This is a genomic window from Trichocoleus sp. FACHB-591 (assembly GCF_014695845.1).
GTDB lineage: Bacteria > Cyanobacteriota > Cyanobacteriia > FACHB-46 > FACHB-46 > Trichocoleus.
Genome location: NZ_JACJPA010000038.1, coordinates 40,105 through 53,745 on the forward strand (window position 1 = coordinate 40,105; position 13,641 = coordinate 53,745).

Here is a 13,641-nt window from a genome sequence, read left to right on the forward strand (position 1 = left end):
GTACCTAACACCCCCGTCGCTAAGGGTTTTCCTAGGGAGCCGGAGTAAAAATATTATAGAAGGTATCTGAATCTGACAATCCCTAACCTCTACCGTATCCGTTACGGGTTTACGGGTTGTCAGACTACATGCCTTTTCTTGCCCAGGCTGGTCCCCTATTTTTCAAGCAACTTTAAAGACTACAGCAGAGCTTGTATTAAACACAACAATCTCATGCCGACTGATAGTCCCATATCTTCATTATGAAACTTGGTACCAAAAACGAAGTCACTATTTCCTGATAGAGGGACCCAGGTGTCTGCTGATTTGAGTAAGAACTCAGTCATCCTTACGGAAAATCAAGAAGTAAAAACTTAAGGATCAAAAAACTGTGAGCTTCGCGATCGCCCTCTAAAATTCAGTCGTTGAAGTCAGAATTTGTCTCGGCAGTGCTCGTTTAAAGTTTCAGGACTCCTCAAATCATCGTGCTTAACGCTAAAACCTTCGCTCAGCGGTTGCTCGCCAAACCTGCTCCTCGGTCCCTCCATCTTCCTTCAAAATTTTTACTTTCACCCCTGCTAGCGTTGTGCTACCTCCTAATGGGTGCCTTTGTGGACAGAGTGGAAAGTGGGGCTGTACCCTCTGCGATCGCTCAACTCAGTCAAGCAACTCCGGTAACTCCGCGATCGCCCAGTACCTCACCAACCTCTTCATCTGCCCAATTGTTACAGCAGGGAACCCAAATTTCTCTCAATGGTCGCATTTGGCCCGTTGCTTGGGGGCAGTGGCAATCTAATAGTAATCAAATTCGTACGGGAATTAGTGACACAGGCTTACTGCGTACAACTGGGGTGGATTTGTTAAACACCAATGACCCTCTACAACAGCCCGTGCAGTGGTACTCTAGCCCCACTTCGAACTCACTCAACTTAGCCGTCCGTCACAGTCAGCAATATCGCTATTTAGATATTACGGAGCTAGCAACTCGCACTGGTTGGCAAGTAAGAACATCGGGCAGTACGCTTCTCATCAATGCCCCCACATCGCAACTGACCTCTATTCGGCAAGGCCGTCAGCCTTGGGGCACTCGCATTGTTGTAGATCTAGACCGTCCTACCCCTTGGCAAGTCGATCAGCAAGGCCAAGCCTTGACTGTAACGCTCAACGCAGCTGCTGAACCAGCTTTAATTCAGCGTTTCCAGCCCAGACCTATACGTCCCACACCTAGCACCGCACCATCTCGCCCTATTGCTACTCCGCCAGGAACTCCACCGCGGGCAGGTATTCCTCTAAAACTGGAAGTTGTTCAGAACCAACTAGCATTGCGTCTGGATATTCCGGCGGGTTTGCAACCACAATTCTCAACTTTATCCCAGCCGAATCGGCTCATCATCGACCTTAGACCCGACGCTATGGTAGAGCGCAATATATTGTGGGCTCCAGGGCTACGTTGGCAACAGCAGTTTCTTACGCTGGGTAGCTCTCGTTTTCCTGTGGTTTGGCTCTCGGTGAACTTGCGTCAGCCCGGATTGAAACTGGGTCCAATTTGGAGCAACCCCAGTTCTCTCGTCGGCATTGCTCCCCTCGTGCAAACCGCTCAGCGTTGGCAAGTCGCTGCCGCCATTAACGGGGGCTTTTTTAATCGCAAAACCCAGTTACCACTCGGTGCCATTCGGCAAGATGGCCGTTGGATATCCAGCCCAATTTTGAACCGAGGGGCGATCGCTTGGAATGAGGCAGGAGACGTAAAAATCGATCGCCTGACGCTCCAAGAAACGCTTAGCACCTCCACTCAGCAACGCCTACCCGTTTTGTCAGTCAACAGTGGCTACGTTCAGGCAGGCATTGCTCGCTACACGTCGCTTTGGGGAGCCGCTTACACACCACTAACTGATAACGAAATCATTGTCACGGTTCGCAACAACCAAGTAACCGCTCAGCAACCTGGTGAAGGGGCAAATAAAGGTGCCTTCCCAATCCCTAGTGATGGCTATTTGCTGACCTTACGGGCCAATCGCGCTGCTGCCAGTGCTCTACCCGTTAATACAGCGGTACGACTGGAGGGTGAAACTATACCCGCTGACTTTGATCGCCATACCCAAATTATGGGTGCGGGTCCATTGTTAGTACAAAATCGGCAAATTGTGCTCGATGCTAAAGCAGAAAAGTTCAGCGATGCCTTTGTTAAGGAAAGAGCGGTTCGCAGTGTAATCGGCACGAATGGGGAGGGCACCCTAATGATAGCGGCGGTTCACAATCGAGTCGGAGGGGTGGGTCCAACTTTGGCTGAAGTGGCTCAACTGACCCAACAAATGGGAGCGATCGATGCCCTCAACCTAGATGGTGGCAGTTCTACAACCCTGTATCTGGGTGGTCAAATTCTCAATCGTCCTCCTCAAACTGCCGCTCGGGTTCATAACGGCATTGGAGTATTTATCCAACCCAGACCATAAACCATAAGTACTTCTAGCTACACTTTTTCGCAAAAGTTAAAGCTGCTTTGAAGTTCCCTGGCAGTGAGTAAAGACTTGATGTAAATTTGCCGATTTACCTAACTCATGGGTGACATCAACCAGGCCACATTTGCTATGTTTGCCTTCAGGCCAACCTTGTGGCTTCTAGGATTTGGAGATTTACCCTCTCAATCTTGACTAAAACATCCCTTTCCAGCAGTTCTTAAGGAGAGAAATCGTGGCCCAGCTTCAAGAAGTTCCTCAAGCGTCTACCTTCCCTACAGCTACCCCTGTTACCTCTAAGGGAGTCGCTGCAACAGAATTGCGTCCCTGGGGTTCTTTCACGATCTTAGAAGAGGGCCGAGGCTACAAAATTAAGCGAATCGAGGTAAAGCCAGGACATCGTCTCAGTCTGCAAATGCATCATCATCGCAGTGAGCATTGGATTGTAGTTTCTGGCACCGCTAGGGTCAATTGTGGCGATCAAGAGCTAGTTTTATGCAGCAATCAATCCACCTACGTACCGCAATGCACCAGTCATCGTTTAGAGAACCCTGGGGTAATTCCTTTGGTTTTGATTGAAGTGCAAAACGGTGAATACCTAGGCGAAGATGACATCGTGCGTTTTCAAGACGATTACGCCCGTACAGCTTCGTAAATCAAGTAGCGTTCTAAGTTCTAAATTGAATTAACTTAAGCAAGCTGGCAGCGTTAGTAGGATACTATTAGCGCTGTAAATTCTTTTTAAAGCACTTACTCAAAACTCACTCAAAAAGTTACTGAAAAACTCGGTGAATGATGCTCCAGCTCAGCCAAGCCGCAATTAAAGAAATCTTGCGTCTCAAGCAGAAGTGCCGCAAGCCAAATGCCGTATTCCGTTTGGGAGTACAGCCAAGTGGTTGTTCGGGTATGTCCTACACTCTAGAATTTGACGAAGAAGTCGGGCCTAATGACGCGTTGTATGACTGCAACGGCATTCAAGTTGCGATCGCTCGCTCAAGCCTAACCGTTCTAAGCGGCTTAAACTTAGATTACTCCGAAGACCTGATGGGCGGCGGCTTCCGCTTCCACAATCCCAATGCTACTCAAAGCTGTGGCTGTGGTAACTCCTTCTCTGTCAGCTAAACGTTACAATTTGACTTGATAGTCGAACTGTTCCCTCAAAACCACTCAAGCACTGAAATAGCAGGCAACTGGGCAACACACGACCGTGGCTTGAGCCTCAAGGATTTGAGATTGTTCACCAAAAAATTGACATTGACTCCATTAACTCGGTAAGATTAGAATTTGTTGTTTGTTGAAGCAGCGAAAGGCCGCGCACGCCATAACTCATGCCCACTATCCAGCAACTCATTCGTAGCGAACGTCAGAAAGTTCAGAAGAAAACCAAATCCCCGGCTCTGAAGAGTTGCCCTCAGCGTCGTGGCGTTTGCACAAGAGTTTACACGACCACTCCTAAGAAGCCCAACTCCGCTCTGCGTAAAGTTGCCAGGGTTCGTCTAACTTCTGGTTTTGAGGTCACAGCCTACATCCCAGGTATCGGTCACAACCTGCAAGAGCACTCTGTAGTAATGATTCGAGGCGGTCGGGTCAAAGATCTGCCCGGCGTGAGATACCACATCATCCGGGGCACCTTGGATACTGCTGGAGTTAAAGACCGCCGTCAAGGTCGCTCCAAGTACGGTACCAAGCGCGCTACTGCTAAAAAGTAAAGCCCAAGCTTGTCATTCGTATCGGTTAACGCTGAAGAAGCAAGTATTAGTAAGTTGCAAGCCTTGCTTGGAAGACTGGGCTATTGCATACGGCCTTAGAGAAGCTTGAAAAGTATCTCGGTCTTTTGGCTTGGCCAATTCTATACAATGGTCGTATTGCTTCTTGCTTTACCGAGCTTGTTTTTGACTGAATAAATCTCGAATTGCATTCAAAATAGTAGTTCCGCAATCTTTTCTCTAAAGGCTCAATATGTCTCGTCGTACTGTTATTCAAAAACGTCCTGTTCCTCCTGATTCTGTATACAACAGTCGCTTAGTCAGCATGATGATGCGGCGGATTATGAAGAGTGGCAAGAAGTCCGTTGCTTCCCACATTGTTTATGATGCTTTCAAAACCATTGAGGAACGGACAGGCTCAGATCCCTTAGAGCTATTTGAAAGAGCAGTACGAAACGCAACTCCTTTAGTTGAAGTCAAAGCTCGCCGAGTAGGTGGAGCAACATACCAAGTCCCTATGGAAGTTCGTTCTGATAGAGGAACTGCTTTAGCTTTACGTTGGCTAAGTCAGTTTGCTCGTCAGCGCGCTGGCCGAACTATGGCTGGCAAGCTAGCGAATGAATTGATGGACGCAGCTAACGAGACTGGTAGCGCGATTCGTAAGCGTGAAGAAACTCACCGCATGGCTGAAGCGAATAAGGCTTTCGCCCACTATCGGTACTGATCTCCGAACCCTGGTTTCCGCAACAAAAGTATAGAATTCTAACAGAAGCGCAAATTTTTTGCGGCAAAGATAAAGGAGGTAGCCGTGTCACGCACCACCCCGCTTGAACGAGTACGCAACATTGGTATTGCTGCCCACATTGATGCGGGCAAAACTACAACAACAGAGCGAATTTTGTTCTACTCCGGTGTAGTTCACAAGATTGGCGAAGTCCATGACGGAACTGCTATTACTGACTGGATGGAGCAAGAGCGGGAGCGGGGCATTACCATCACTGCTGCCGCAATCAGTACTGCTTGGGCCCGTCGCGACCCTAAAAACCCGACTAAAGCCTTGGCGGGCGAGCCTGAATATAAGATCAACATCATTGACACTCCGGGACACGTAGATTTCACGATTGAAGTGGAACGTTCCATGCGGGTGTTAGACGGTGTTATTGCTGTCTTTTGTTCAGTAGGCGGAGTTCAGCCTCAATCTGAAACTGTATGGCGTCAAGCCGATCGTTACAAAGTCCCTCGAATGGTCTTTGTTAACAAAATGGACCGGACTGGAGCTAATTTCTTCAAGGTTTACGGTCAGATCCGCGATCGTTTGCGTGCCAATGCGGTTCCAGTACAAATCCCCATTGGCACTGAAGAAAACTTCAAGGGTCTTGTAGATTTGGTACGCATGCGTGCTCATATTTACAGAAATGACTTAGGAACTGACATTGAGGAAACTGAAATTCCTGCGGAAGTTCGGGAGCAGGCTGAGGAGTTCCGTCTGAAGCTGATCGAGTCTGTTGCGGAAACCGATGATACCCTCACCGAGAAGTATCTAAATGGTGAAGAGCTAACGGAAGAGGAAATTCGAGCTGCGCTCCGTAAAGGAACGATTGCTGGAATGATTGTTCCGATGCTCTGTGGCTCTGCCTTTAAAAACAAAGGTGTGCAGCAAATGCTGGACGCAGTAATTGATTACCTGCCTGCTCCAGTGGATATCCCTCCTGTTCAGGGAACACTGCCCAATGGCTCAACGGTCGAGCGGGGTCCAAGCGATAGTGAGCCGTTCTCAGCTCTAGCCTTTAAGGTGATGTCCGATAAGTTCGTCGGGCGGCTAACCTTCGTTAGAGTCTACTCAGGTGTCTTGAAGAAGGGTAGCTACATCCTAAACGCCTCCAAAAACAAGAAAGAGCGCGTCTCCCGCCTCATCATCTTGAAAGCAGATGACCGGATTGATGTGGATGAACTGCGTGCTGGTGACTTAGGAGCTATTCCTGGCTTGTCGGATACCTTGACTGGGGACACGCTTTGCGATGAAAATGCTCCTGTAATCCTGGAATCTCTTTACATCCCAGAGCCGGTGATCTCGGTTGCGGTAGAGCCAAAAACCAAGCAAGACATGGAGAAGCTTTCCAAGGCCCTTAAAGCGCTTTCGGAAGAAGATCCAACTTTCCGGGTTAGTATTGACCCTGAAACCAATCAAACTGTGATTGCAGGCATGGGTGAGCTGCACTTAGAAATTCTTGTAGATCGCATGCTACGGGAATTTAAAGTGGAAGCCAATGTAGGTGCTCCCCAAGTCGCTTACCGTGAAACTATACGCAAGGCAGTTAAAGCTGAAGGCAAATTTATCCGCCAAAGCGGTGGTAAGGGTCAGTACGGTCACGTTGTGATTGAACTGCAACCGGGTGAAACAGGCAGCGGCTTTGAGTTTGTCTCTAAGATTGTTGGTGGTACTGTACCTAAAGAGTACATCGCCCCAGCAGAACAGGGCATGAAAGAAGCCTGTGAGTCTGGAATTTTAGCTGGATACCCACTGATTGACGTTAAAGTCACGATGGTAGACGGCTCTTATCACGATGTAGATTCTTCTGAAATGGCTTTTAAGATTGCTGGTTCAATGGCAATCAAGGAAGCTGTGATGAAGGCATCCCCTGTTCTGCTGGAGCCTGTAATGAAGGTTGAGGCTGAGGCTCCTGAGGAATTCCTCGGCTCCGTCATGGGTAACCTTATTTCCCGTCGAGGTCAAATTGAAGGTCAAACAGTTGAACAGGGAATTGCTAAGGTAACCACTAAGGTTCCATTAGCTGAGATGTTTGGATATGCCACGGATATCCGGTCTATGACTCAGGGCCGCGGTACATTTACGATGGAATTTAGCCAGTACGACGAGGTACCTCGCAACGTGGCTGAAACAATCATCGCAAAGAGTAAAGGGAACGCATAATCAGGAAGAGGAACACATAATCCATGGCACGCGCAAAGTTTGAACGGACTAAACCCCACGTTAACATTGGTACCATTGGTCACGTTGACCACGGTAAAACCACTCTAACTGCTGCAATCACTATGACTCTGGCTGCTTTGGGTCAGGCAGCAGCTAGAAATTATGATCAAATCGATGCCGCACCTGAAGAGAAGGCTCGGGGTATTACGATTAACACAGCTCACGTTGAGTATGAGACAGCTAACCGTCACTATGCTCACGTAGACTGTCCTGGCCACGCTGACTATGTCAAAAACATGATCACTGGCGCTGCTCAGATGGACGGCGCCATCCTAGTGGTGTCTGCTGCTGATGGCCCTATGCCTCAAACTCGTGAGCATATTCTGCTCGCGAAGCAGGTAGGTGTTCCAGCAATGGTTGTCTTCTTAAACAAAGAAGACATGGTGGATGATGCAGAACTGCTTGAGTTGGTAGAACTCGAAGTTCGTGAACTCCTCAGCTCCTACGACTTCCCTGGCGATGATATTCCTATCGTTGCTGGTTCAGCGTTGCAAGCAGTAGAAACCATGACTGCTAATCCTAAAACGCAACGAGGTGAAAACCAGTGGGTTGATAAAATTCACCAACTCATGGATGAAGTTGATGCTTATATCCCCACTCCTGAGCGTGAAGTTGATAAGCCTTTCTTGATGGCAGTAGAAGATGTGTTCTCCATCACGGGTCGTGGTACTGTCGCGACTGGTCGGATTGAACGCGGAAAAATCAAGGTTGGTGACACCGTCGAATTGGTGGGCATCAAGGATACTCGTAGCACCACCGTAACGGGTATCGAGATGTTCAAGAAGAGCCTTGAAGAAGGGATGGCTGGTGACAACGCAGGTTTGCTACTACGTGGTATTCAGAAGGCTGATATTGAGCGGGGCATGGTAATTGCTCAGCCCAAGTCCATCACTCCTCACACTCAGTTTGAGTCTGAAGTGTATGTTCTGAAGAAAGAAGAAGGTGGTCGCCACACTCCTTTTTTCCCTGGCTACCGTCCTCAGTTCTACGTTCGTACCACTGATGTAACTGGCACCATCACCACCTTTACTTCCGACGACGGCAGTGAAGCTGAAATGATCATGCCTGGCGATCGCATCAAGATGACTGTAGAACTGATCAACCCGATCGCGATTGAGCAAGGTATGCGCTTTGCTATTCGTGAAGGTGGTCGTACTATCGGTGCGGGAGTCGTTTCTAAGATCCTCAAGTAACTCTCTGTTATTGATGATCTAGGAGCAGAAAAGGAGTGCCATTTCGGTATCATGCTTTTCTGCTCCCGCTTTTTTGGCATAGCACTCTGCTATACAGACTATTTTTCAGACCGTAGAACCTCGACAATTCGAATAAATCTAAAATGGCAACTATTCAGCAGCAAAAAATCCGTATCCGCCTCAAAGCTTTTGACCGTCGCCTCCTGGACACTTCTTGCGAAAAGATTGTTGATACTGCAAATCGCACAAACGCTACAGCAGTTGGACCGATTCCTTTACCAACCAAGCGGAGAATTTATTGCCTCCTGCGATCGCCTCACGTAGACAAAGACTCCCGAGAGCACTTTGAGACTCGGACGCATCACCGCATCATTGATATTCACCAGCCTTCTTCAAAAACTATCGATGCCTTGATGAAGCTAGATTTACCAGCTGGCGTTGATATTGAAGTCAAGCTCTAGTAACGCTAGGGAAGCTTTATAGAGGTTGAAAAAACTTGGTCTTGACCTTGCTAGCCTACGCCTCAAAACATTGGGCCAGATCAAATTAGTGTTGGTTTTATCCCCTTAAAGCGTGAGGCATGAGCTTTGAGGGGCTTCTTATTCTTATTAATTTGGCTTTGCGTTCTGAGCAATTTAAATAAGTTCAAATGATGGGTTTCCACGGAAAAATTTTGGTGGTGCCCTGACGACTCCCTTATATGGGATAGAGTAGAGACAGAAGCACTGTCTCTTAATATTTAGACAATGGCATCCTCCTCATCAATTGCGGTTCGAGAACTTCCTCTATTTCCCCTGCCAGAAGTAGTTTTGTTTCCCGGTCGGCCTCTCCCTCTGCACATTTTTGAATTCCGCTACCGCATCATGATGAACACGATTCTGGAGGGCGATCGCCGCTTCGGAGTGTTGATGTGGGACCCGGTTGAAGGAAAACCTGCTCTGGTAGGATGCTGTGCTGAAATTCTCCAATTTCAACGCTTGCCTGATGACCGTATGAAGATATGGACATTGGGACAACAACGGTTTCGAGTGTTGGAATATGTCCGAGAAAAGCCTTATCGGGTAGGGCTTGTAGAGTGGATAGAAGACCAGCCTACCGAACAAAACTTACAACCTTTAGCGACTGAAGTTGAGCAATTGCTTCGCGACGTGGTTCATCTTTCAGCCAAGCTGACAGGTCAGGTTATCGAACTACCGGAAAGTATTCCTGATCTACCGCTAGAACTTTCCCACTGGGTAGCTAGTAATCTATACGGTGTTGCGAGTGAGCAGCAAGCTCTTTTAGAAATGCAAGATACGGTAGCTAGGTTAGAACGGGAAGCAGAAATCCTCACTTCCACGCGAAATCATCTAGCGGCTCGCACCGCATTGAAGGATGTCTTGAAGGATACTCCTAAATAATTGCAGCAAGTTAGGGACGGCGATCGCCAAACCTGCTAGATAAATACCAATGCAGGCAGGCTGTTCAGAGATTAGATCTGAGCAGCCGCTCTAATTTGAGTGGACATTGCCAACTTGAGCTTGTAAGGTAGAACGCCACTGCTGTACTAGCGTTTGCGATCGCTTTGGTAGCCAATGATCATACTTAGGATAAACAGGCAAGCGAGGTACCAGATGCCAGCCAGCCCGTGCCAAGATCGCAGTTAAAGTTTCTAATTCTGGATGGGAATAGTCGGGGTTCACTTCATCTCGCGGCCCAATTCCACCTAAGTCCCTCGCTCCTGCTGCTAAGCAAGCCAATAGTAAGTCTGGTTGCTGCACTAGATTAGGAGGGAGTTGTAAAGTAATGCTGTCAGGTAAAATCTGCCGAGCTGTCGCAATTACCTCGACCAGTTCTGCTGCGGCGAAGGTAGCTCCCTGCCAAACTTGGCTTTGGCCTGGGCTATGAGGTTGCAAAATTACTTCTTGAATATGTCCCCAGCGCTCCTGCAGCTGGGCGATCGCTTCTAGGGTTGCCCAGCGATCGCCTGGAGTTTCACCAATGCCTAATAATAATCCTGTTGTGAAAGGAATTTGCAGTTCCCCTGCCCAAGCCAACTGTTGTAGTCGCAGTTGAGGAACTTTACTAGGAGCATGGCGATGTACGGTTTCTAATAACTTCGGGGTAACTTGCTCTAGCATCAACCCCATAGAAACATTTACAGCCTTTAGCTGCGACATCTCATCAAAAGTGAGAGGCCCGACATTAGTATGAGGCAGGAGTCCCAGAGATAAAGCCAATTCCGCTAAATCAGAAATTCGTTGCAACCAGTCAACTCGTCGCAAACTGCGCGGATGCACTTCCCCACTGAGCAGCAGAATTTCAATGGCACCTTGCGAGCGAACTCGCCGCAATTGAGTTTCAGCTTCGCTCAAAGACAACCAAACATCCTCTCCGGGATCAACTCGAAAATTGCAGTAGGCGCAACGATTAAAGCACTCATAAGTGGGTACTAAAGTGTAAGCAGGACTATAAGTAACGGTGGCTGTTGTGGGTAGAGGCATAGATTCAGCAGCAAGGACAAGCAACTTAGAAGTCTAGCTGCCCTTGCTGAGTCTTACTCGCTTAGTCTTATAAATCATTGCTTAAAACACTACAACCTGTTCTCGCCCTTGGCAGCTCCGTTTTTTGGCATAAACGTTTTTGACGTGAGTTTTGACCGTGTTCAAGCTGATGCGTAATGTTTTAGCAATTTCTTGATAGCTGTATTCCTGCCGCAGCAGCATCCAAATTTCGGTTTCGCGTTCAGTCAGGTCGTATCTTTTTTGCTCAATCTGTAATTCTTCTCGCAGTACCTCAGTGCAGTTCTCTAAAATCACCAAAATGTACTGAGAATCGTTAGCTGAACTGGCAACGCCATCAGTCGGGTTCACTTGTAGCCAGCTAGCTCGGATGCGAATCAGATGCCCCTGAGGAGTTTGGCGTTCGACAACGAGAGGTTGCTTGGTAGAACTAGCATTTTTTAACAAGCGGTGGCCAATTTCTGAGATCACTAACGGTGGGCTAGCAGGTTGGCGATCGCCTGAAGCTAGAAGTTGGCACAGATGATTAGCTCTCTCGTTTAGATAAAGTGGCTGCATATTACGAGAGAGCACCACTACTCCTTGAGGCAAAGCTTCCAACAGAGTACTCCAGAGCATCTCCAAAACCGATGTGCTAGCTGTAGGCACTTCATCTCTTCGCTCCATATGGGATTTGAAGGTGCGTCTGGTGAAGATTTGGCTGTTGAGGAAGTAATGATTGAGCGATGCAGTCTTGAGGAATTGAGCCTCTACGGGATTAGAAAGTAGACGGGCTGTCATGGAAGTGTGCCTCAAATCATGCCGCTATTCTGCGTGCTCTAAGAATGAACATGCAATGAGCAGCTAGTAGGCAGCACTAGAATCCTGAAGTGCAACTAACCACGCTGAAGTGAGGTGAACCAGGGTGAAGTGAGGTGAAGTTTTCCGTTACAATTCCTTTCTCGATAGAGAAATTGCGGAATAATAGTGTCAATTAAGCAAAAAGATTGGAGCCGCACTAGATTTGCCAGCGGCTTACCTCAGCTATAACAGCGCCTAGGGAAACCTTGAGCTGTTATCCCCTAAGCGCAGGAAGTAACTACTAAACCTTTTTTGGCTTTCCTGTAGTCTAGATTTTCAACTGAATTGCTTTTCCAGGACTCACTCGTTAGGGTGCTCTTTTGTTTAAGCCCTATCCTGCCAGCGCCGAATCCTTTAAAACTCTGCCGACTCAGGTATTGCTGAATGATTAACTTTGATAGCCGCTCTAAGCTGATCGCTGAGGGACGCAGTGTAGACAAAACTGTCTCCTCCCTAAAACCTGAATTATTAGACCAATGGTTTCCGGTACAACAGCAGCAACATTATGTTTCCCAATGGATGGGAATCGGTCGAGTTGGGTTAACAAAGCGACGGGCTGAGTGCTTGGTGCAGTTATGGGCTTACCTATTTCTCAAACAACAATTTCAGTTGGGGCAGATGCCTAAAGCTTCCTTAACTGACTTAGGGAGTTTAGAAGGGCTAGTACCTTGCACTCACCGTGAGGCAGCTGAACTGTTTTACAGCAAAACAGAACGAGGGAGCGATCGCGCGGCTGGCATGATGATCGATCGCCTAGCAGCTTTAGGTCTGATCGAAAAAAAGTTTGATGGTCACACCATCTGCATTGGCATTCGGCCCTTACCATCACCTCCTCCACCAAAAGACCCAAGCTTGCCCGAGGTTTTACCAGACGCCTTTAACCCCAGAACCGATACGATTCCTATTGCCAACTTATTGGCGCGTAACTACTCCTGGATGGACAAAGACCCTTCCGCGATCGCGCCTCAGAAAATTGCCAAAATTTTGCGGTGTTGGGCTCAACAATATCCCAAGGGGATGCGGGTGCTGCGTCGATGTGACAACTTGACTGCCGTTGGGATTAACATCCTATTTCCCGTTGCGAGTGAATCTGAAGTTAATTTTTTCCTACCACCCACTAAGAGCCTTTACCTCACAACCAGCACTGAAGTTGACCCATTTAAGATCGCTACTCCAGGAGATCCAGACTGCACCTCTATTTTTGTCCGCTCCTGGATGATTGATCCGCCTTACATGCAGCGGCAACAGATGTACCAATTCTTGGAGGATGGTCGGCAGACCTTAGTGGCTATGCAGGAAGACTTCCCCAACTTATGCGACATTTACGCACTTGCGATTCATCCTATTTACGAAGAGTTACAGCCAGCGATCGGATTTCATAAGACTTGTCAAGCACCTCAAAGCCTTCTGTACTGGACTTATCAACCAGTAGATCGTTACTTAGCTTTAGACCTGAAGCAAGCAGTTGCCAACTTAAAGCTGGATCTTTTCCCCAGCGATCGCTAAAAGATGATTTGTAAAGCAAACGGAGGTATTTGTAAATAAAAGTTAAATATTTGGCGATTAATACTCATAAACTGCTTTACAAAATTAAATAGATCGTCTAACCTAAGACTTAAGTGGAGTAAACATCCACGCATCATTTTGTAGTTCATTAAGCACTCATCCAGACATGACTACCACTCTACAGAGACGCGAAAGCGCCAACCTGTGGGAGCAGTTCTGTAACTGGGTCACCAGCACCGACAACCGCCTCTATGTAGGCTGGTTCGGCGTTCTGATGATCCCCACCCTGCTCTCCGCCACCATCTGCTTCATCATCGCCTTCATCGCGGCTCCTCCCGTCGATATCGATGGCATCCGTGAGCCCGTCGCTGGCTCCCTCATCTACGGCAACAACATCATCTCTGGTGCTGTCGTTCCTTCCTCCAATGCGATCGGCCTCCACTTCTACCCCATCTGGGAAGCCGCTTC

At 48.0% G+C, this 13,641-nt stretch carries 12 protein-coding genes and 1 pseudogene; 11 read left to right on the forward strand and 2 right to left on the reverse strand.

Features of this window, described 5'->3' with window-relative positions; all coding sequences use genetic code 11:
* Positions 1-464: 464 nt before the first annotated feature.
* From H6F90_RS31435 to H6F90_RS06145, 9 genes are all read left to right on the forward strand, one after another.
* A complete protein-coding gene (locus H6F90_RS31435) occupies positions 465-2,432 on the forward strand; it encodes a phosphodiester glycosidase family protein (protein WP_199295752.1) in 1,968 nt (655 codons plus the stop codon).
* 238 nt (positions 2,433-2,670) lie between these two features.
* Positions 2,671-3,090 carry a cupin domain-containing protein gene (locus H6F90_RS06110; protein ID WP_190551150.1) on the forward strand — a complete coding sequence of 140 codons (420 nt, stop codon included), beginning with the start codon at positions 2,671-2,673 and terminating at the stop codon, positions 3,088-3,090.
* Between the two features lie 137 nt (positions 3,091-3,227).
* Positions 3,228-3,557, forward strand: a complete 330-nt coding sequence (locus tag H6F90_RS06115; RefSeq protein ID WP_370527504.1) for a HesB/IscA family protein — start codon at positions 3,228-3,230, stop codon at positions 3,555-3,557.
* A 206-nt stretch (positions 3,558-3,763) separates the two neighbouring features.
* On the forward strand, positions 3,764-4,144 hold the full coding sequence (gene rpsL / locus H6F90_RS06120; RefSeq protein ID WP_190437061.1) for a 30S ribosomal protein S12: 381 nt from the start codon (positions 3,764-3,766) through the stop codon (positions 4,142-4,144).
* A gap of 250 nt (positions 4,145-4,394) precedes the next feature.
* Positions 4,395-4,865 carry a 30S ribosomal protein S7 gene (gene rpsG, locus H6F90_RS06125; protein WP_190437058.1) on the forward strand — a complete coding sequence of 157 codons (471 nt, stop codon included), beginning with the start codon at positions 4,395-4,397 and terminating at the stop codon, positions 4,863-4,865.
* Positions 4,866-4,949: 84 nt separating this feature from the next.
* The gene (gene fusA / locus H6F90_RS06130) at positions 4,950-7,073 is read left to right on the forward strand and encodes an elongation factor G (RefSeq protein WP_190437055.1); all 2,124 of its coding nucleotides are present in this window, start codon (positions 4,950-4,952) and stop codon (positions 7,071-7,073) included.
* Between the two features lie 23 nt (positions 7,074-7,096).
* Positions 7,097-8,326 carry an elongation factor Tu gene (gene tuf, locus H6F90_RS06135; protein ID WP_190437052.1) on the forward strand — a complete coding sequence of 410 codons (1,230 nt, stop codon included), beginning with the start codon at positions 7,097-7,099 and terminating at the stop codon, positions 8,324-8,326.
* A gap of 152 nt (positions 8,327-8,478) precedes the next feature.
* Positions 8,479-8,787: a 30S ribosomal protein S10 gene (rpsJ, locus tag H6F90_RS06140; RefSeq protein ID WP_370527507.1), complete on the forward strand. Its 309-nt coding sequence runs from the start codon at positions 8,479-8,481 to the stop codon at positions 8,785-8,787.
* Positions 8,788-9,072: 285 nt separating this feature from the next.
* A complete protein-coding gene (locus H6F90_RS06145; protein ID WP_190437046.1) occupies positions 9,073-9,726 on the forward strand; it encodes an LON peptidase substrate-binding domain-containing protein in 654 nt (217 codons plus the stop codon).
* Positions 9,727-9,816: 90 nt separating this feature from the next.
* Here H6F90_RS06145 and cofG read toward each other — a convergent pair whose 3' ends face one another.
* Together cofG and H6F90_RS06155 are read right to left on the reverse strand one after the other, a co-directional pair.
* Positions 9,817-10,809 (reverse strand): 7,8-didemethyl-8-hydroxy-5-deazariboflavin synthase subunit CofG, encoded by a 993-nt coding sequence (gene cofG / locus H6F90_RS06150; RefSeq protein WP_190551152.1) that lies wholly within the window; start codon positions 10,807-10,809, stop codon positions 9,817-9,819.
* 81 nt (positions 10,810-10,890) lie between these two features.
* A complete protein-coding gene (locus tag H6F90_RS06155; RefSeq protein ID WP_190551154.1) occupies positions 10,891-11,607 on the reverse strand; it encodes a LuxR C-terminal-related transcriptional regulator in 717 nt (238 codons plus the stop codon).
* A gap of 444 nt (positions 11,608-12,051) precedes the next feature.
* On the opposite strand from H6F90_RS06155, the gene H6F90_RS06160 reads away from it, so the two are divergent.
* Positions 12,052-13,173 carry a hypothetical protein gene (locus H6F90_RS06160; protein WP_242024362.1) on the forward strand — a complete coding sequence of 374 codons (1,122 nt, stop codon included), beginning with the start codon at positions 12,052-12,054 and terminating at the stop codon, positions 13,171-13,173.
* Between the two features lie 166 nt (positions 13,174-13,339).
* A pseudogene (locus tag H6F90_RS06165) lies at positions 13,340-13,641 on the forward strand (photosystem II q(b) protein); the annotation flags it as partial.